This window comes from Pseudomonas sp. NFIX49 (assembly GCF_900115915.1).
In the GTDB taxonomy this organism is placed as follows: domain Bacteria; phylum Pseudomonadota; class Gammaproteobacteria; order Pseudomonadales; family Pseudomonadaceae; genus Aquipseudomonas; species Aquipseudomonas pharyngis.
The window spans coordinates 37,057-53,810 of sequence record NZ_FOYE01000005.1 but is presented as its reverse complement, the minus strand read 5'-3'; the positions used below and the strand labels follow the sequence as shown (position 1 = coordinate 53,810).

General features: G+C 62.2%; 21 protein-coding genes. 8 read left to right on the top strand and 13 right to left on the bottom strand.

The genetic code is table 11. From position 1 onward, the window contains the following. Positions 1 to 73: 73 nt before the first annotated feature. The 4 genes from rsmD to BMZ46_RS29340 form a co-directional block, all read right to left on the bottom strand. The gene (rsmD, locus tag BMZ46_RS15130) at positions 74 to 679 is read right to left on the bottom strand and encodes a 16S rRNA (guanine(966)-N(2))-methyltransferase RsmD (RefSeq protein ID WP_039767919.1); all 606 of its coding nucleotides are present in this window, start codon (positions 677 to 679) and stop codon (positions 74 to 76) included. Continuing rightward, the gene (locus BMZ46_RS15125) at positions 679 to 2,166 is read right to left on the bottom strand and encodes a M16 family metallopeptidase (protein ID WP_039767920.1); all 1,488 of its coding nucleotides are present in this window, start codon (positions 2,164 to 2,166) and stop codon (positions 679 to 681) included. Before BMZ46_RS15125 ends, rsmD begins: the two co-directional genes overlap by 1 nt. Next, positions 2,159 to 3,514: a M16 family metallopeptidase gene (locus tag BMZ46_RS15120; protein WP_064600101.1), complete on the bottom strand. Its 1,356-nt coding sequence runs from the start codon at positions 3,512 to 3,514 to the stop codon at positions 2,159 to 2,161. The genes BMZ46_RS15125 and BMZ46_RS15120 overlap by 8 nt, the downstream gene beginning before the upstream one ends. 151 nt (positions 3,515 to 3,665) lie before the next feature. After that, positions 3,666 to 3,860 (bottom strand): hypothetical protein, encoded by a 195-nt coding sequence (locus tag BMZ46_RS29340; RefSeq protein ID WP_039767922.1) that lies wholly within the window; start codon positions 3,858 to 3,860, stop codon positions 3,666 to 3,668. Between BMZ46_RS29340 and ftsY the strand changes: the two genes are divergently transcribed. The 4 genes from ftsY to rpoH all read left to right on the top strand — a co-directional run bounded on the left by ftsY (position 3,859) and on the right by rpoH (position 8,027). Further along, a complete protein-coding gene (gene ftsY / locus BMZ46_RS15110; RefSeq protein WP_074690148.1) occupies positions 3,859 to 5,367 on the top strand; it encodes a signal recognition particle-docking protein FtsY in 1,509 nt (502 codons plus the stop codon). The two genes, BMZ46_RS29340 and ftsY, sit on opposite strands and share 2 nt — an antisense overlap. Next, positions 5,364 to 6,035 (top strand): cell division ATP-binding protein FtsE, encoded by a 672-nt coding sequence (gene ftsE / locus BMZ46_RS15105; RefSeq protein WP_007953396.1) that lies wholly within the window; start codon positions 5,364 to 5,366, stop codon positions 6,033 to 6,035. Before ftsY ends, ftsE begins: the two co-directional genes overlap by 4 nt. Next, a complete protein-coding gene (ftsX, locus tag BMZ46_RS15100) occupies positions 6,032 to 7,057 on the top strand; it encodes a permease-like cell division protein FtsX (protein ID WP_007953395.1) in 1,026 nt (341 codons plus the stop codon). Before ftsE ends, ftsX begins: the two co-directional genes overlap by 4 nt. 115 nt (positions 7,058 to 7,172) lie before the next feature. Then, positions 7,173 to 8,027, top strand: a complete 855-nt coding sequence (rpoH, locus tag BMZ46_RS15095) for an RNA polymerase sigma factor RpoH (RefSeq protein WP_007953393.1) — start codon at positions 7,173 to 7,175, stop codon at positions 8,025 to 8,027. A gap of 71 nt (positions 8,028 to 8,098) precedes the next feature. On the opposite strand, the gene mtgA is transcribed toward rpoH, so the two are convergent. After that, on the bottom strand, positions 8,099 to 8,821 hold the full coding sequence (gene mtgA, locus BMZ46_RS15090) for a monofunctional biosynthetic peptidoglycan transglycosylase (RefSeq protein ID WP_074690150.1): 723 nt from the start codon (positions 8,819 to 8,821) through the stop codon (positions 8,099 to 8,101). A gap of 74 nt (positions 8,822 to 8,895) precedes the next feature. Here mtgA and BMZ46_RS15085 point away from each other — a divergent pair, with 74 nt between their 5' ends. The 4 genes from BMZ46_RS15085 to trmB all read left to right on the top strand — a co-directional run bounded on the left by BMZ46_RS15085 (position 8,896) and on the right by trmB (position 11,139). Then, positions 8,896 to 9,276, top strand: a complete 381-nt coding sequence (locus tag BMZ46_RS15085) for a DUF423 domain-containing protein (protein WP_039767925.1) — start codon at positions 8,896 to 8,898, stop codon at positions 9,274 to 9,276. 72 nt (positions 9,277 to 9,348) lie between these two features. After that, positions 9,349 to 9,549 carry a sulfur carrier protein ThiS gene (thiS, locus tag BMZ46_RS15080; protein WP_007953386.1) on the top strand — a complete coding sequence of 67 codons (201 nt, stop codon included), beginning with the start codon at positions 9,349 to 9,351 and terminating at the stop codon, positions 9,547 to 9,549. A 60-nt stretch (positions 9,550 to 9,609) separates the two neighbouring features. Then, on the top strand, positions 9,610 to 10,404 hold the full coding sequence (locus tag BMZ46_RS15075; RefSeq protein WP_007953385.1) for a thiazole synthase: 795 nt from the start codon (positions 9,610 to 9,612) through the stop codon (positions 10,402 to 10,404). Positions 10,405 to 10,413: 9 nt separating this feature from the next. Continuing rightward, positions 10,414 to 11,139 (top strand): tRNA (guanosine(46)-N7)-methyltransferase TrmB, encoded by a 726-nt coding sequence (gene trmB, locus BMZ46_RS15070; protein WP_039767926.1) that lies wholly within the window; start codon positions 10,414 to 10,416, stop codon positions 11,137 to 11,139. A 144-nt stretch (positions 11,140 to 11,283) separates the two neighbouring features. On the opposite strand, the gene BMZ46_RS15060 is transcribed toward trmB, so the two are convergent. The 8 genes from BMZ46_RS15060 to BMZ46_RS15025 all read right to left on the bottom strand — a co-directional run bounded on the left by BMZ46_RS15060 (position 11,284) and on the right by BMZ46_RS15025 (position 16,750). Then, on the bottom strand, positions 11,284 to 11,607 hold the full coding sequence (locus BMZ46_RS15060; RefSeq protein WP_074690154.1) for a DUF3392 domain-containing protein: 324 nt from the start codon (positions 11,605 to 11,607) through the stop codon (positions 11,284 to 11,286). Positions 11,608 to 11,648: 41 nt separating this feature from the next. Continuing rightward, complete coding sequence (gene hemW / locus BMZ46_RS15055) at positions 11,649 to 12,854, bottom strand: radical SAM family heme chaperone HemW (RefSeq protein WP_074690156.1); 1,206 nt, start codon at positions 12,852 to 12,854, stop codon at positions 11,649 to 11,651. Next, the gene (gene rdgB, locus BMZ46_RS15050; RefSeq protein ID WP_011336379.1) at positions 12,851 to 13,447 is read right to left on the bottom strand and encodes an RdgB/HAM1 family non-canonical purine NTP pyrophosphatase; all 597 of its coding nucleotides are present in this window, start codon (positions 13,445 to 13,447) and stop codon (positions 12,851 to 12,853) included. The genes hemW and rdgB overlap by 4 nt, the downstream gene beginning before the upstream one ends. Then, positions 13,444 to 13,878, bottom strand: coding sequence for a DUF4426 domain-containing protein (locus tag BMZ46_RS15045; protein ID WP_011336378.1), 435 nt, complete (start codon positions 13,876 to 13,878; stop codon positions 13,444 to 13,446). The genes rdgB and BMZ46_RS15045 overlap by 4 nt, the downstream gene beginning before the upstream one ends. A gap of 26 nt (positions 13,879 to 13,904) precedes the next feature. Further along, positions 13,905 to 14,525 carry a methionine biosynthesis protein MetW gene (gene metW / locus BMZ46_RS15040; RefSeq protein ID WP_011336377.1) on the bottom strand — a complete coding sequence of 207 codons (621 nt, stop codon included), beginning with the start codon at positions 14,523 to 14,525 and terminating at the stop codon, positions 13,905 to 13,907. A gap of 7 nt (positions 14,526 to 14,532) precedes the next feature. Next, complete coding sequence (locus tag BMZ46_RS15035) at positions 14,533 to 15,672, bottom strand: homoserine O-succinyltransferase MetX (RefSeq protein WP_074690158.1); 1,140 nt, start codon at positions 15,670 to 15,672, stop codon at positions 14,533 to 14,535. 203 nt (positions 15,673 to 15,875) lie between these two features. Next, the gene (locus BMZ46_RS15030; protein ID WP_039767931.1) at positions 15,876 to 16,163 is read right to left on the bottom strand and encodes a DUF167 domain-containing protein; all 288 of its coding nucleotides are present in this window, start codon (positions 16,161 to 16,163) and stop codon (positions 15,876 to 15,878) included. Continuing rightward, positions 16,160 to 16,750, bottom strand: coding sequence for a YggT family protein (locus tag BMZ46_RS15025; protein ID WP_011336374.1), 591 nt, complete (start codon positions 16,748 to 16,750; stop codon positions 16,160 to 16,162). Before BMZ46_RS15025 ends, BMZ46_RS15030 begins: the two co-directional genes overlap by 4 nt. Between the last annotated feature and the right edge of the window lie 4 nt (positions 16,751 to 16,754).

The window sequence follows — 16,754 nt, the reverse complement described above, 5'->3', positions numbered from 1 at the left end:
TGTGGAGATTTTGCGCGGGCGGCGTGCGGTAGTTATCTACCGCGCGCCAGATTCGGCGTTCGCCAGACGATTGTCAGAGAGAGGGCAGGCCCCGTTGCCATAACGCGTAGTACACCCGCCCGGATTTTTGCTCGCGGTGCAGGCGCCAGTTGCCCGGCAGGCCGAGGGTCGATGGCGCGGTTTCGCTTTCAGTGTAGATCCACGAATCGTCGGCCAGCCATTGGCGCTCTTCCAGCAGCGTGCACACGGCGGGCAGCAGGTTCTGATTGAACGGCGGGTCGAGGAACACCAGGTCGAACGCAGTGGCGGTCTGGGTTTCCAGATATCGCAGCGCATCGGCGGTCTGTACGTGACCGTTGGTGCAGCGCAGCGTGCCGAGGTGTTCTTTCAGGCTGGACACCGCGACATGGCTGGCATCCAGCGCCTGACCCATGGCCGCGCCACGGGACAGCGCTTCCAGAAACAGCGCGCCGCTGCCGGCGAACGGGTCGAGCACCTTGGCCCCGGCAACGTACGGCGCGAGCCAGTTGAACAGGGTTTCGCGCACCCGGTCCGGCGTCGGACGCAGGCCCGGCGCATCAGGAAAGCTCAGCTTTCGGCTGCGCCATTCGCCGCCGATGATGCGCAACTGGTTCACACCGTTGTGCAGTTTTTGTACAGGTTTCTTTGGACTGGCCATTAATGCTCCGGAACCCCGAGCGGCTGCTCGGCAGGTTTATCAGATGGGGCCGGTAACGGCTTTTGCGGCACGGTCGGGCCAGCGCTGACGATGACCAGTTTATCCGTGCTCAAGTGTTTGTTGAGGACGTCGCGAACCTGCTCGACCGTCAGGCTCTGGGACTGACGCATGAAGTCGTCCAGATAACTCAGCGGCAGGTTGTAGAAGCCCATGGCGCCGAGCTGGCCAACGATATCGGCATTGCTCGCGGTGGACAGCGGGAAGCTGCCGGCCAGTTCGCGCTTGGCGTCGTCGAGTTCTTTCTGGGTCGGGCCGGTCTTGAGGTAGTCGGCGAGCACGTCCTGCACCAGTTTCAGGGTGCCTTCGCTCATTTCCGCTCGGGTCTGCAGGTTGATCATGAACGGGCCGCGCGCCTGCATCGGGCTGAATGCCGAATACACGCCGTAGGTCAGGCCGCGCTTCTCGCGCACTTCGCTCATCAGCCGGGTGCCGAAACCGCCACCGCCGAGGATCTGGTTGCCCATCGACAGCGCGGCGTAATCCGGGTCGTCACGGTCGATGCCCAGTTGCGCGATCATCAGGTTGGTCTGCTTCGACGGAAATTCGATGTGGCCGATGCCGGGTTTCGGCTCGGTCGGTTGCTCGACCTTCGCCAGCGCCGGGCCTTTTGGCAGTGCGGCGGACACCTGATTGGCGATCGCCTCGGCTTCGCTACGGGACAGATCGCCCACCAGCGCGATCACCACGTTGCCGGCTGCATAGGCCTTGGCGTGGAACTCACGCAGTTGCGCCAGCGTGATCTTCGGCACGCTTTGCGCATTGCCGTCGCTGGCGTGGGCGTACGGGTGATCGCCGTAGAGGCGCTTCATCAGCTCCAGGCTGGCGAGTTTGCCGGGGTTCTGTTTCTGGTATTCGAAACCGGCGAGCATCTGGTTCTTGATGCGCGCGAAGGAGTCAGCCGGGAAGGTAGGTTTGCCCACTACTTCCGAGAACAGCTTCAGCGCTGGCTCGCGCTTGTCGGCGGCACTCAGACTGCGCAGCGACGCGATGGCCATGTCTTTATAGGCGCCGTTGCCGAAATCCGCGCCCAGGCCTTCAAAGCCCTGAGCGATGGCACCAACATCCTTGCCCGCCACGCCTTCGTTGAGCATGGCGTTGGTCAGCAGGGCCAGGCCCGGCGCGTTGCCGTCCTGGCTGCTGCCGGCGGAAAAGATCAGGCGCATGTCGAACATCGGCAGTTCGCGAGCCTCGACGAACAGCACCTTGGCGCCTTCGGCGGTGTTCCAGGTCTGCACGTCGAGCTTGCGGCTGGCCGGGGCCTTGCCGTCTAGCTCGGCCAGCGATTGCAGTTTCTGGCTGGACTTGGCGTTATCCAGCGCTTCGCTGGCCTTGGTGTTGTCGCTTGGCACCAGGTAGAACGCAGCGGAGCCGATGATGGCCACGGCGATCAGGCCGAGCAGCAGGCGTGGGGTTTTGCGCTCACTCATGAGTCGTCTCCAGTGGCAGGACGTGGGCGACGCTGAGACGTTCGCGGGTGAAATACAGCTTGGCGGCGTTCTGGATGTCTTGCGGGGTGACGCTTTCCAGATCGGCCAGTTCGGTGTCCATCAGCTTCCACGACAGACCGACGGTCTCCAGCTGGCCGATGGCGGTGGCCTGGCTGGTGATCGAATCACGCTCGAAAACCAGGCCGGCGATGACCTGCGCGCGTACGCGCTCCAGTTCTTCGGCGGACGGCGCGGTGGTTTTCAGCTGTTCCAGCAGTTTCCACAGGCCGGCTTCAGCCTGGGCCATGGTTTTTTTCTTCTGGGTGTTCGGCGTGGCCGACAGGGTGAACAGGCTGTCACCGCGAGTGTAGGCGTCGTAGCTCGACGAACCGCCGGACACCAGCTCTTCACCGCGCTCCAGTTGGGTCGGGATGCGGCCGCTGTAGCCGCCGTCCAGCAACGCCGAGATCAGGCGCAAGGCGTTGACCGAACGTTTGTCTTCGGCGGTGGCGATGCTCGGGACGTTGAAACCGAGCATCAGGCTCGGCAGTTGGGTCTGCACGTGCAGGGTGATCTGGCGTTCACCGGGCTCGGCCAGTTCCAGCGGTTTTTTCGCCGGCGGCACGTCACGCTTCGGGATCGGCCCGAAGTAGCGCTGGGCGAGGGTCTTCACCTCGTCCGGGGTCACGTCGCCGACCACCACCAGCGTGGCGTTGTTCGGCACGTACCAGGACTGATACCAGTGACGCAGCTCTTCGACCTTCATCCGCTCAAGGTCAGCCATCCAGCCGATGGTCGGCGTGTGATAACCGCTGGCCGGGTAGGCCATGGCCTTGTAGCGCTCGAAGGCCTTGGCCATCGGCTTGTCGTCGGTGCGCAGGCGGCGCTCTTCCTTGATGACTTCGATTTCCTTGGCGAATTCGTCGGCCGGCAGGCGCAGGTTGGCCATGCGGTCGGCTTCCAGTTCGAAGGCCACGCCCAGACGGTCGCGGGCCAGCACCTGGTAATAAGCGGTGAAGTCGTCGCTGGTGAAGGCGTTCTCTTCGGCGCCGAGGTCGCGCAGGATCAGCGAGGCTTCGCCGGGACCGACTTTCTCGCTGCCCTTGAACATCATGTGCTCGAGGGCGTGGGAGAGACCGGTCTGGCCCGGGGTTTCGTAGCTGGAACCGACCTTGTACCAGACCTGCGACACCACCACTGGCGCGCGATGGTCTTCGCGCACGACGACCTTCAAACCGTTGTCGAGAGTGAATTCATGGGTCGGTTGCGGATCGGCCGCCAGGGCCGAAAGGGGCAGGCAGACTGTGCTGAGCAGCAGGCCTGCGGCGCGGCGGGCTAGAGCATTCATTCGTTTTTAAACCTGTTGGGCTGCCCGCTTGGTCTTAGCGTCGGCGGGCGAGAGGGTGCTAGGATACTGATCCGTTTTACCGGCGACCACGCCTATCCGGTTTTGAAACCTGATCAGGTTGTATGGGTTTGCGGCAGAAGGCTTTGGTTTATCAGCTAAACTTCGCTTTTTCGCCGATTTTGCCGGCCAGTCCTTTATTAAAACGATTCTTTTGAGGTGCCGTTGGTGCCTCGACAAAATGTTGCGCGTGAACAAGCTGGGTGAAACACAGTCTGTTCTGCATCGAATATTTATTTGCCGGGGCGCCCCTGTGGCGCGTCGCTACCGTGAGATAGCCGTCCTCCATGTTTGGTTCCAACGACGACAAGAAGACCCCAGCTGCGGCTGGCGAGAAGAAAAGCCTGTTCGGATGGCTGCGCAAGAAACCGCAGGAACCCGTCGTCGAACAGCCGACTGCCATTCCTGAGCCAGCCCCTGCGCCCGCTCCCGTAATAGAAGAAGCGCCGGCGCCGGTTGTGCTGCCGATCGCCGAGCCGGTGCTGCAACCGGTGGTCGAGGCCGAGCCTGAAGCGCCGGCTGCCGCCGAATTGCCGCTGTCCCCGGCCAGCGAGCCGTGGCTGAGCTTACCGGTGGCGGAAGAGCCGGTGGCGCTGGTTGAAGAGGCTGCACCGCACGTTACGCCGCCGATTCCTGCACCGGTCGCGTTCGCCCCCGAACCTGTTCAGGCGCCGGTGGTGGAAGCTGCTCCGGTCATTCCAGAACCTGTGGTTGCTGCCCCGGTTGCTCCGATTGTTGAAGCGCCCGAGCCTGCACCTGCACCTGCACCTGCACCTGCACCTGCACCGGTCGCCGTAGCGCCAGTCGCTCCTGTGGAAATCCAGGCTGAAACCCCGGTAGAAGCCCCGCGCACCGAAGAAACCAAGGCCGGCTTCTTCGCCCGTCTCAAGCAGGGCCTGTCCAAGACCAGTGCCAGCATCGGCGAGGGCATGGCCAGCCTGTTCCTCGGCAAGAAAGCCATCGATGACGATCTGCTCGACGATCTCGAAACCCGCCTGTTGACAGCCGACGTCGGCGTCGAGGCGACTTCGGTGATCATCCAGCGCCTGACCCAGAAGGTCGCGCGTAAAGAGCTGGCCGATTCCGACGCCCTGTACAAATCCCTGCAGGCCGAGTTGGCCGCAATGCTCAAACCGGTCGAGCAGCCGCTGAAGATCGCTTCCCAGAACAAGCCATTCGTGATTCTGGTGGTTGGCGTCAACGGCGCCGGCAAGACCACCACCATCGGCAAACTGGCGAAGAAACTGCAACTGGAAGGCAAGAAAGTCATGCTCGCTGCCGGTGACACCTTCCGTGCCGCGGCTGTCGAGCAGTTGCAGGTCTGGGGCGAGCGCAACAAGATTCCGGTGATCGCCCAGCACACGGGCGCGGACTCGGCTTCGGTGATCTTCGACGCCGTGCAGGCCGCCAAGGCCCGTGGCATTGATGTGCTGATCGCCGACACCGCCGGTCGTCTGCACACCAAAGACAACCTGATGGAAGAACTGAAAAAGGTTCGCCGGGTGATCGGCAAGCTCGACGCCGACGCGCCGCACGAAGTGCTGCTGGTGCTCGACGCCGGCACCGGCCAGAACGCCATCAACCAGGCCAAGCAATTCAACCAGACCGTCGAATTGACCGGCCTGGCGCTGACCAAGCTCGACGGCACCGCCAAGGGCGGGGTGATTTTCGCCCTGGCCAAGCAGTTCGGCCTGCCGATCCGCTACATCGGCGTCGGTGAAGGCATCGACGATCTGCGTACCTTTGAAGCCGAACCCTTTGTCCAGGCATTGTTTGCCGAGCGGGAGCGTTCATGATTCGTTTCGAACAGGTCGGTAAGCGCTACCCGAACGGTCACGTCGGCTTGCATGAGCTGAGCTTTCGAGTCCGTCGCGGCGAGTTCCTGTTTGTCACCGGCCACTCCGGTGCCGGTAAATCCACGTTGTTGCGCCTGCTGCTGGCGATGGAACGTCCGACCAGTGGCAAGCTGCTGTTGGCCGGGCAAGACCTGAGCACCATCAGCAATGCACAGATTCCGTTCCTGCGTCGGCAGATCGGCGTGGTGTTCCAGAACCATCAACTGCTGTTCGATCGCACGGTGTTCAACAACGTCGCGCTGCCGTTGCAGATTCTCGGGCTGTCCAAGGTCGAAATCGCCAAACGTGTCGATTCGGCGCTGGAGCGCGTGGCGCTGTCGGACAAGGCCGAGCTGTATCCGGGCGACCTGTCGACCGGTCAGCAACAGCGCGTCGGCATTGCCCGCGCCATCGTTCACCGTCCGGCCCTGCTGCTGGCGGACGAACCGACCGGTAACCTCGACCCGCGTCTGGCGGCCGAGATCATGGGAGTGTTCGAAGACATCAACCGTCTGGGCACCAGCGTGCTGATCGCCAGTCACGACCTGGCGCTGATCGCGCGCATGCGCCATCGCATGCTGACCCTGCAACGCGGCCGATTGATCGGCGACGGGGAGGCCGGCGTATGAGTGCGACACGTAGTCCGAAGGTTTCCGAGCGTGTGGCCCCGAAGGCCGCCGATCCGCAACCGCCAAAGAAGAAAAAGCACGACGATGACGACGGCCCGGACTTCGCCACGCTGTTCCGTGCCTGGATCGAAAGCCATCGCGCCAGCTGGATCGACAGCCTGCGCCGTCTCGGCAAGCAGCCGATCGGCAGCTTCTTCACCTGCATGGTGATGGCGGTTGCGCTGAGTCTGCCGATGGGTCTTTCGCTGTTACTGAGCAATGTCGAGCGCCTGGGCGGTTCGTGGCAGCGTGCGGCGCAGATTTCGCTGTACCTGGAGCTTGAGGCGAGCCCGGCTCAGGGCGAAGCATTGCGCGACCAGATCAAAGGTATGCCGGGCGTAGCTGATGCTGAATATGTCGGCCGCGACCAGGCGCTGGAAGAGTTCCAGCAGCAGTCGGGACTGGGCGAAGCCCTGCGCGAACTGCCGGAAAACCCGCTGCCGGGTGTGGTGCTGGTGACGCCGAACGAGGTCGACAAGTCGACCCTGGAAGCATTAAGACAAAAACTTTCCGAGCTGCCCAAGGTACAACAGGCGCAACTTGATCTAGTCTGGGTCGAGCGTCTGGCCGCCATCCTCAAGCTCGGCGACCGTTTCGTGTTCGGTCTGACGGTGTTGCTGGTTTCCGCATTACTTTTGGTGATAGGCAATACCATTCGTCTTCATATTGAAAACCGCCGCACCGAGATAGAAGTGATTAAACTCGTCGGCGGCACCGACAGCTATGTGCGTCGTCCTTTCCTTTATATGGGCGCGTTGTATGGCTTCGGTGCGGGGCTGCTGTCCTGGGGTGTATTGGCGTTCGGCCTGAACTGGCTGAACGATGCGGTGGTCGGGCTGGCCGGCTTGTACGGCAGCGATTTCGCACTGGCCGGCGTGCCAGTTGCCGACGGTCTGTCGCTCTTGCTTGGCGCGGTGCTGTTGGGTTATATCGGTGCATGGATTGCAGTCGCACGTCATCTCAGGGAGCTGGCGCCGAAGTAGAATCTTTTTTGCGCGTGATTGACCTTTCAGTGGTTAAGGAAACTTTCATTTGAGTTTCCGGTCAATTTTTCGCAATGCTGAAAAGCATGAGTATGTAAGTCGGAGGTTTTTCCGTATGTCCAATTCTTTGCAACCTGCGTATGCATTGGTTCCAGGCGCAAACCTGGAAGCCTACGTGCACACCGTCAACAGCATTCCATTGCTGACGCCGGAGCAGGAGCGTGAACTGGCCGAGAGTCTCTACTATGAGCAGGATCTGGGGGCGGCTCGGCAGATGGTGCTCGCCCACCTGCGGTTTGTCGTACACATCGCCCGTAGCTATTCCGGCTACGGTCTGGCTCAGGCTGACCTGATCCAGGAAGGTAACGTCGGCCTGATGAAGGCGGTGAAGCGTTTCAACCCGGAAATGGGCGTGCGTCTGGTGTCCTTCGCGGTGCACTGGATCAAGGCCGAGATTCACGAGTTCATCCTGCGCAACTGGCGGATCGTGAAGGTCGCGACCACCAAGGCCCAGCGCAAGCTGTTCTTCAACCTGCGCAGCCAGAAGAAGCGTCTGGCCTGGTTGAACAACGAGGAAGTCCACCGTGTGGCGGAAAGCCTCGGCGTCGAGCCGCGTGAAGTGCGTGAGATGGAAAGTCGCCTGACCGGCCATGACATGGCCTTCGACCCGGCTGCGGAAGCAGACGACGACAGCGCTTTCCAGTCGCCGGCCAATTATCTGGAAGACCACCGGTACGACCCGGCGCGTCAACTGGAAGATGCCGACTGGAGCGACAACTCCAATCACAACCTGCACGAAGCGCTGGAAGTGCTGGACGAACGCAGCCGCGACATCCTCTACCAGCGCTGGCTGGCAGAAGAGAAAGCCACGCTGCACGACCTGGCGCAGAAGTACAACGTGTCGGCCGAGCGGATCCGTCAGCTCGAGAAGAGCGCGATGAACAAGCTCAAGTTGTCGATTGCCGCATAACCGGTAGTCCGGCAATAAAAAAACGCCCCGATCAGTGATGATCGGGGCGTTTTTGTTTGCCTGTCAGAACGTCATTGGGCCCAGGGCGCGCGGCGCGAATCATTCAGTGTCAGCAGGTAGCTGTCGCCACCCAACTGGCTCATTTGCTGGCGAATCCAGCCGGCTCGGCGCGACACATAAGCGGTCGGATGACTGGCGCTCCAGACCCGGGGATTCGGCAGCACAGCCGCCAGATAACTCGCCTGCTGCCGGGACAGCGACCTGGCGCCTACGCCAAAGTGATGCCTTGCCGCCGCTTCGGCGCCAAACACGCCGTCATCCCACTCGACGCTGTTCAGGTACACCTCAAGAATCCGTTGCTTGGGCCAGAACACTTCGATCAGCGCGGTAAACCACGCCTCCAGGCCCTTGCGCAGATAACTGCGGCCGGACCACAAAAACAGGTTCTTCGACACTTGCTGGCTCAAGGTGCTGGCACCACGGATCGAACCGCCGAGTTCGTTGTGGGCCAGTGCTGCCTTGATCGCACTCAGGTCAAAACCCCAATGCTCGGGGAATTTCTGGTCTTCGCCGGCAATCACCGCGACCTTCAGGTCATCGGAGATCTCGTCCCATGGCTTCCAGGTGCGTTGCAGATCGATCGGCTCGCCGTCGGCCCAGGACTCTATCTTGCGCTCGACCATCAGCGCCGTGAACGGTGGCGGCACAAAGCGAAACACCAACACCAGCAATACGCTGCCGCCCGCGAACCAGAGCAGGGCCTTCATGAAACGACGGAGAAATAAACGCAGCATAGAGATGGCTTGGCCGAACCGGTTGAGCGGGCCATTATACAGACCCTGCCGATCGAGTCTGACTGGAGTTCTACATGCTGCGTAGCTTTCTGATGCTGGCTGCCTTCTTTGGTTTCACCGGTGTCGGCCTCGGCGCATTCGCCGCCCATGGCTTGAAAAACCGCCTGACACCCGAATACCTGGCGATCTTCCACACGGGCGTTACCTATCAACTGGTGCATGCGCTGGCGCTGTTCGGCGTGGCGCTGCTGGCCACGCAGCTTCAGGGGCGGCTGGTCGCCTGGGCCGGCATCTCGTTCAGCGTCGGCATCCTGCTGTTTTCCGGCAGCCTGTACCTGCTGACCACCCTCGGCATCGGCAAGCTCGGCATCATCACCCCGTTCGGCGGTCTGGCATTCCTGATCGGCTGGCTGTGCCTCGGACTCGCCGCCTGGCGCCTGCACCCAACCGCTTGACGCTTGGTGCTGACCTTTAGGTCATGATCGGGCTAGAATGCCACCCCCTAAAAAGTGATGGCGGCGTTGCGCATGCGCATTCAGTTGAACGGTGAATCCTTTGAACTGCCCGACGGTGAAACCGTTGCGGCCCTGCTGACCCGTCTGGATCTGACCGGACGCCGCGTCGCGGTCGAACTCAATCTGGATATCGTCCCGCGCAGCCAGCATGCCGACACCACTTTGAACGACGGCGACAACGTCGAAGTCGTGCACGCGATCGGCGGCGGCTAGTCGCCAGGCCTGCATGGGCCGAGAATTCTGCAAGACCCTCACCCCAACAGAGGATTCCCCATGAGCATCGTTCGTAGCGACAAGCCTTTCGTTCTGGCCGGTCGTACTTACCAGTCGCGTTTGCTGGTCGGTACCGGCAAGTACCGTGACATGGAAGAAACCCGCCTGGCCATCGAAGCCTCGGGTGCCGAGATCGTCACCTTCGCCGTGCGCCGCACCAACCTGGGCCAGATCGAAGGCGAGCCGAACCTGCTCGAAGTGCTGTCGCCGGATCGCTACACCTTCCTGCCGAACACCGCCGGTTGCTACGACGCGGTCGAGGCCGTGCGCACCTGCCGCCTGGCCCGTGAACTGCTCGATGGCCACAACCTGGTGAAGCTGGAAGTGCTGGCCGACCAGAAAACCCTGTTTCCCAACGTGATCGAAACCCTCAAGGCCGCCGAAGTGCTGGTCAAGGAAGGCTTCGACGTGATGGTTTACACCAGCGACGACCCGATCATCGCCCGGCAACTGGCGGAAATCGGCTGCATCGCGGTGATGCCGCTGGCCGGTCTGATCGGTTCGGGCCTGGGGATCTGCAACCCGTACAACCTGCAGATCATCCTCGAAGAAGCCAAGATCCCGGTGCTGGTGGATGCCGGTGTCGGCACCGCTTCCGACGCCACCATCTCCATGGAGCTGGGCTGTGACGCGGTGCTGATGAACTCGGCCATCGCCCACGCCCAGCAGCCGATCATGATGGCCGAAGCCATGAAACACGCGATCGTCGCGGGCCGTCTGGCCTATCTCGCCGGCCGCATGCCGAAAAAACTCTATGCCAGCGCCTCTTCGCCGCTGGATGGTCTGATCAAGTAAGAGCTATTGATGACTGAATCGAACGACACGCCAATCCAGACGGAAGAAGGCGACGAGCGCCAACACCGCCGCATCAAGAGTTTTGTGATGCGCGCCGGGCGCATGACCGAAGGCCAGCAGCGCGGCCTGGATCAGGGCGCGCCGAAGTTCGTCCTGCCGCTGGCCGATGCGCCGGTGGATTACGACCAGGTGTTCGGCCGTTCCGCGCCGCGTTCGCTGGAGATCGGTTTCGGCATGGGCCACTCGCTGCTGGAAATGGCCGCCGCTGCGCCGGAACAGGATTTCATCGGTGTCGAGGTTCACCGTCCGGGTGTCGGCGCGCTGCTCAACGGCGTGCTGACTCAGGGCCTGACCAACCTGCGGGTCTACGATTGCGACGCGATCGAAGTGCTCAACCGCTGCATCGCCGACAACAGCCTCGATCGCCTGATGTTGTTCTTCCCGGATCCGTGGCACAAGAGCCGCCACCACAAGCGCCGCATCGTTCAGGCGTCCTTCGCTGAACTGGTGCGCAGCAAGCTGAAAGTCGGCGGCATTCTGCACATGGCCACCGACTGGGAGCCGTACGCCGAATACATGCTGGAAGTGATGAACGTCGCCCCGGGCTATCGCAACCTCGCCGAAGACGGCAAGTGCGTGCCACGCCCGGCCGAACGCCCGATCACCAAGTTCGAACGCCGCGGCGAACGTCTTGGGCATGGTGTGTGGGATCTGAAGTTCGAAAAGCAGTCGTAAGTACTGCGCAGTGATCGTTCCCACGTCGAGGCGTCGAACCGTCTGCGTGGGAATGCCTCGATGGACGCTCCGCGTCCGCTTCAGGGACGCAGAGCGTCCCGGGCTGCATTCCCACGCGGAGCGTGGGAACGAGCACGTTGGAGATCAGCGGCGGTCAGCGACCACGCCAATCAACACCAGTACCACCAACAACACCGGCGCCAGGCTGTAGTTGTTGAACTGGCTCAAGCCCTTCACCACCCAGGGTGTGGCGTAGATCAGCGCCGCGCCGCTGCCGATCAGACACAGCAGGGCCATCAGCGGCACGCGCAGGGCGCCGGCGATGCTGCCGAGGCGTTGTTCGACCCAGCCCTTGAAGTCGGCGCCGAAAAGCACCAGCAGACAGCCCACCAGGGCCAGAGCGATTTCCGAGAGGTTGCTGCGGCTCCAGCGGGACACGGTGGCGAGCAGGTCGAGAATCAAATCCATGTTTTTTCCTTAGGGCTGCCGTTGGGCGTTGGGCGTTGGGCTCAGCTCAGAAATTTCTGCAGCAAGTCGTTGAGGAACAGTTGTCCGCGCTCGGTGGCCGCCAGACGTGACGGTTCGACCTGCAACAGACCGCTTTGTTCGGCCTCGCGCCGGTGTTCGTCGAGGCTCTCCAGCGGCAGACCGGTGCGCTCCGGGTACAGGCGTGATTCGACGCCGGCGGTCAGGCGCAGGGCGTTCATCAGGAATTCGAACGGCATCTCGTCGTTGGTCAGGGCTTTCTCGCCGGCCTGGAAGCTTTTGGCCGGATTGAGGTAGTCCTTCGGCAAACGGGTCTTCCAGGTGCGCACGATGCGCCCGTCCGGATGGCTGAGCTTGCCGTGAGCGCCGGCGCCGATGCCGATGAAGTCGCCGAAGCTCCAGTAATTCAGGTTATGCCGCGCCGGGCGACCCGGTTGGGCATAGGCCGAAACTTCGTACTGCGCGTAACCGTGCTCGGCCAGTAGCGCCTGTCCGGCTTCTTGAATGTCCCACAGCGTGTCGTCTTCCGGCAGCACTGGCGGCTGGTTCCAGAACACGGTGTTCGGCTCCAGTGTCAGCTGATACCAGGAAATGTGCGTCGGCTTCAGGGCGATGGCCTGGCGCAGGTCGCTCAGAGCATCGTCCAGCGACTGGTCCGGCAAACCGTGCATCAAGTCGAGGTTGAAGTTATCGAACCCGGCCTGGCGCGCCATGCCGGCGGCGCGTACCGCTTCGTCGCCGTTGTGGATACGGCCGAGGGCCTTGAGCTTTTCCTGCTGGAAGCTCTGGATGCCGATCGACAGGCGATTGATCCCCAGTTTGCGGTAGGCGACGAACTTCTCTTGCTCGAAGGTCCCGGGGTTGGCTTCCAGGGTGATTTCGATGTCGTCGGCAAATGGAATGCGCTGTTTCACACCTTCCAGCAAGCGGCCAAGCGCTTCGGCGCTGAACAGGCTCGGCGTGCCGCCGCCAAAGAAGATCGAACCCAACTCGCGGCCATACACCGCGTGCAGATCCTGATCGAGGTCGGCGAGCATCGCGTCGACGTATTCCTGCTCCGGCAGCACCGGGCTGGCGGTGTGGGAGTTGAAGTCGCAATAGGGGCATTTGCGCACACACCACGGGATGTGGATGTACAGCGCCAGGGGCGGCAGCGTCGGCAACGGCGCCCGAGGCGAGGAGGCGGCGCCGCCGATAATGAGCGACGACGCGGAGGAACTATCGGTCATTTCAAGCCCAGACGCTGGCGCAGCAGATCCATTGCACGGGCGCGGTGGCTGATCTGGTTCTTGTCGCTCGGGCTCAGCTCGGCGCTGGACACGTTACGCTCCGGCACCCAGAACAGCGGGTCGTAGCCGAAACCGTGCTCGCCACTGGCGGCGGTCAGAATGCGCCCGTGCCACAGACCTTCGCAGAGGATCGGCAGTGGATCGTCGGCGTGACGCACCAGCGCCAGCACGCAGACGAACTGCGCGCCGCGCTCGGCTTCAGGCACGTCCTTCAAGGCGTCGAGCAGTTTGGCGTTGTTCGCCGCATCGCCCTTGCCGTCGGCGTAGCGCGCCGAGTAGATGCCCGGCGCACCGCCGAGGAAATCCACCGCCAGGCCCGAATCGTCGGCCAGCGCCGGCAGCCCGGAAATGCGCGCAGCATTGCGGGCCTTGAGGATCGCGTTCTCGACGAACGACAGACCGGTTTCTTCCGGCTCCACGCTGCTGAATTCGCCGATCGAGCGCAGTTGCACCGAGTCGCCGAGCATGGCCTGGAGTTCCTTGAGTTTGCCGGCGTTATGGCTGGCCAGTACGAGTTGCTTGAGATTGATCATTGGCCAGGGAAAAGCTCTTGGTTGAAATTGAGGGTGTTGATCTTGTCGCCGGTCTGCACCTTGATTTCAAAGGTGCGGGTTTCCTGCTGCTCCACCGGGTACTGGGCGATGTAGTAGATCGCGCCCTGTTCGGTGATCTGGCGGAAAGTCAGCGGCACGCTCTGGCTGGTCAGGTCCTTGACGGTGCCGGTGACCTGGGCGATCAGCGGCTTGCCGTCCTTGATCACCGAGACATTGATCACACCCTGGTTCTTGCTGCGGATCAGCTCGGCAGCCTTGGCGATGTCCGGCGTCAGGAAGGTCGAGTTGAAGGTGTTGTAATGCACGGTGACATCACCGAACACTTCCTTGCGTTCGCCCTTGATGGCATCGGCGGCCACGGCCGACAGGCTCAGGCAGGCGGCCAATAGCGCGGTAATCAAGCGTCCCATGTTCGTTCTCCTCGCAATGTCGTGGTTCAGACCGCGATTCTGTGATCCGCAAGCCCCGGGCTGCTGACGCGGTAGATACCGATCTCACCTAACAGATTAGGCCATAGCTTACTGGCCCACCCGTGGCGGTGCTGTTGATCCACGGCAAGCCGATCAATGACCTTCGCCTCACGTTCGCGACAAAGTTCTTCAAAGTCTTCGAAGGTGCAGAAGTGGATGTTCGGCGTGTTGTACCAGGTGTACGGCAGGAATTCCGACACCGGCATCCGGCCCTTGCTCGCCAGGTACCAGCGGCAGCGCCAGTGACCGAAGTTGGGGAAGGTGATGATGCACTGGCGACCGACCCGCAGCATTTCGTCGAGGATCTTGTCCGGGTAATGCACGGCTTGCAGGGCCTGGGTCATCACCACGATGTCGAAGCTGTTGCTGGCGAAGTTGCCCAGGCCCTTGTCCAGGTCCTGCTCGATGACGTTGATGCCCTTGGCCACGCACTCGGCGATGTTGTCCGGGTCGTTTTCCAGGCCATAGCCGGTGACCTGCTTGTGGTCGCGCAGCCAGGTCAGCAACTCGCCGTCACCGCAACCGAGGTCGAGCACGCGGCTGCCGGCGGGGATCCATTCCTGGATGATTTCCAGATCAGCTCTCATGGCTTTCTCACAACGTAATGCGGTTCATGTAATTGCCGAACGCCTGCAAATAACGCGGGATCGGAATCAGGAAGGCGTCGTGGCCTTGCGGCGCGTCGATTTCCAGGTAGCTGACGTCCTTGCGCGCGGCCATTAGCGCATCCACCAGTTCCCGCGAGCGGGCCGGGGAGAAGCGCCAGTCGGTGGTGAACGACATCACGCAGAACCTGGCTTTTGCACCTTCGAAGGTTTTCGCCAGGTTATCGTTGAAGTTCGCTGCCGGATCGAAGTAGTCCAGCGCCTTGGTCATCAACAGATAGGTGTTGGCATCGAAGCGCCCGGAGAACTCTTCGCCCTGATAGCGCAGGTAGCTTTCGACCTGGAACTCGACGCTGTGGAAGTCGTAGTTGAGCTTTTCGCTCTTCAGGCCACGGCCGAATTTCTCGCCCATGGAGTCGTCGGACAGGTAGGTGATGTGCCCGACCATCCGCGCCAGCATCAGGCCGCGCTTGGGGATCACGCCGTGTTCCTGGAACGAGCCGCCGTGGAATTCCGGGTCGGTGAGGATCGCCTGGCGCGCCACTTCGTTGAAGGCGATGTTCTGCGCCGATAGCTTGGGGGCCGAGGCGATGGCCAGGCAGTGGCGAACGCGATCCGGGTAAGTGATGGTCCATTGCAGCGCCTGCATGCCGCCGAGGCTGCCACCGATCACCGCGGCCCACTGGCTTATGCCGAGCAGGTCGGCCAGACGTGCCTGGCTGTGCACCCAGTCTTCCACGGTCAGCACCGGGAAGTCGGCGCCGAACGGCTTGCCGGTTTCCGGGTTGAGGCTGCTCGGGCCGGTGGAACCGTTGCAACCGCCGAGGTTGTTCAGGCTGACCACGAAGAACTTGTTGGTGTCGATCGGTTTGCCGGGGCCGATGCAGCTGTCCCACCAGCCGGGCTTGCGGTCGTCGACGCTGTGGTAACCCGCAGCGTGGTGGTGGCCGGACAGGGCGTGGCAGATCAGCACGGCGTTGCTCGCTTGCGCGTTCAGCGTGCCGTAGGTTTCGTAGATCAGGTCATAATCGGCCAGCGAACGGCCGCAGGCCAGGGCCAGCGGTTCGCTGAAGTGCGCCGTTTGCGGCGTCACCAGACCAACAGAATCGGGGGGAAAGGCAGCTGGCATCGACCCTGCTCTCGTTGAAATGAGGCGTAAGTCTAAAGACCGGTGGGGTTAGCGGCAAGCAACGATCAGGCTTGATTTGCGCTCGTTCCCACGCTCCGCGTGGGAACGCCTCATTGGACGCTCCGCGTCCGCTTCGGCGGGGACGCGGAGCGTCCCGGGATGCATTCCCACGCGGACGGTTCGACGCCTCGACGTGGGAACGATCAGCTGACTAGTCCGGGCAGATCCGGCAACTTCTTCGGCGAGCAGATCTTCACCCGCTTCTGCCGGTTCAGCTCACCACTGAGCAAACTGACCTGGCTTTTGGAGACCCCAAAAGCCTTGGCCAGAAATCCCATCAGATAGGCATTGGCCTTGCCCTCGACCGGCGGCGCGGTCAGGCGGATCTTCAGGCGATCACCGTGCAGCCCGCAGAAGTCGTCGCTGCGGGCGGCCGGTTGCAGGTGACACTCCAGAATCAGGTCGTCACCGTCCCAGCGAAACCAGCTCACATCAGCAGGCGCAGGATTTCCGGCATCATCGTCATCGCCGCGAGGTTGTTGATCACCAGCATGTCGATCAGCTTCAGCACGAGGAAGGCGAAGATCGGCGACAGGTCCAGACCGCCGAGGTTCGGCAGGATGCGGCGGAACGGCGCAAGGGCCGGCTCACAGATCTGGTTCACCAGCTCGGCGCCCGGATTGTGGCTGCCCGGTGCGACCCAGGACAGGATGATGCTGATGATCATGGCCCAGAAGAAAATCTTCAGGAACAGCGCCGTCACGCCGATCAGCGACCAGATCAGCAGTTGCAGCGGGTTGCCGGTGGTGCCGTAGGTCAGCAGCAGGGTCAGCGCCATCAGCGCCAGTTGCACGAGGATCGCCAGTACCAGCGACGACATGTCGAGGCCGAACAGGCTCGGGATGATCCGGCGCAGTGGCTTGAGCAGCGGCTGAGTGGCCTTGACCACGAACTGGCACAGCGGGTTGTAGAAGTTCGCCCGCACCAGTTGCAGGACGAAGCGCAGCAGCACGATCAGCAGGTACAGGCTGCCGAGGGTTTGCAGCACGTAGACCGCTGCGGTATTCAATCCAATCATGTAA

Coding starts and splice junctions, on each gene's coding strand:
- rsmD (WP_039767919.1), bottom strand. CDS start 679: ATGGCCAGTCCAAAGAAACCTGTACAAAAACTGCACAACGGTGTGAAC.
- BMZ46_RS15125 (WP_039767920.1), bottom strand. CDS start 2,166: ATGAGTGAGCGCAAAACCCCACGCCTGCTGCTCGGCCTGATCGCCGTG.
- BMZ46_RS15120 (WP_064600101.1), bottom strand. CDS start 3,514: ATGAATGCTCTAGCCCGCCGCGCCGCAGGCCTGCTGCTCAGCACAGTC.
- ftsY (WP_074690148.1), top strand. CDS start 3,859: ATGTTTGGTTCCAACGACGACAAGAAGACCCCAGCTGCGGCTGGCGAG.
- BMZ46_RS29340 (WP_039767922.1), bottom strand. CDS start 3,860: ATGGAGGACGGCTATCTCACGGTAGCGACGCGCCACAGGGGCGCCCCG.
- ftsE (WP_007953396.1), top strand. CDS start 5,364: ATGATTCGTTTCGAACAGGTCGGTAAGCGCTACCCGAACGGTCACGTC.
- ftsX (WP_007953395.1), top strand. CDS start 6,032: ATGAGTGCGACACGTAGTCCGAAGGTTTCCGAGCGTGTGGCCCCGAAG.
- rpoH (WP_007953393.1), top strand. CDS start 7,173: ATGTCCAATTCTTTGCAACCTGCGTATGCATTGGTTCCAGGCGCAAAC.
- mtgA (WP_074690150.1), bottom strand. CDS start 8,821: ATGCTGCGTTTATTTCTCCGTCGTTTCATGAAGGCCCTGCTCTGGTTC.
- BMZ46_RS15085 (WP_039767925.1), top strand. CDS start 8,896: ATGCTGCGTAGCTTTCTGATGCTGGCTGCCTTCTTTGGTTTCACCGGT.
- thiS (WP_007953386.1), top strand. CDS start 9,349: ATGCGCATTCAGTTGAACGGTGAATCCTTTGAACTGCCCGACGGTGAA.
- BMZ46_RS15075 (WP_007953385.1), top strand. CDS start 9,610: ATGAGCATCGTTCGTAGCGACAAGCCTTTCGTTCTGGCCGGTCGTACT.
- trmB (WP_039767926.1), top strand. CDS start 10,414: ATGACTGAATCGAACGACACGCCAATCCAGACGGAAGAAGGCGACGAG.
- BMZ46_RS15060 (WP_074690154.1), bottom strand. CDS start 11,607: ATGGATTTGATTCTCGACCTGCTCGCCACCGTGTCCCGCTGGAGCCGC.
- hemW (WP_074690156.1), bottom strand. CDS start 12,854: ATGACCGATAGTTCCTCCGCGTCGTCGCTCATTATCGGCGGCGCCGCC.
- rdgB (WP_011336379.1), bottom strand. CDS start 13,447: ATGATCAATCTCAAGCAACTCGTACTGGCCAGCCATAACGCCGGCAAA.
- BMZ46_RS15045 (WP_011336378.1), bottom strand. CDS start 13,878: ATGGGACGCTTGATTACCGCGCTATTGGCCGCCTGCCTGAGCCTGTCG.
- metW (WP_011336377.1), bottom strand. CDS start 14,525: ATGAGAGCTGATCTGGAAATCATCCAGGAATGGATCCCCGCCGGCAGC.
- BMZ46_RS15035 (WP_074690158.1), bottom strand. CDS start 15,672: ATGCCAGCTGCCTTTCCCCCCGATTCTGTTGGTCTGGTGACGCCGCAA.
- BMZ46_RS15025 (WP_011336374.1), bottom strand. CDS start 16,750: ATGATTGGATTGAATACCGCAGCGGTCTACGTGCTGCAAACCCTCGGC.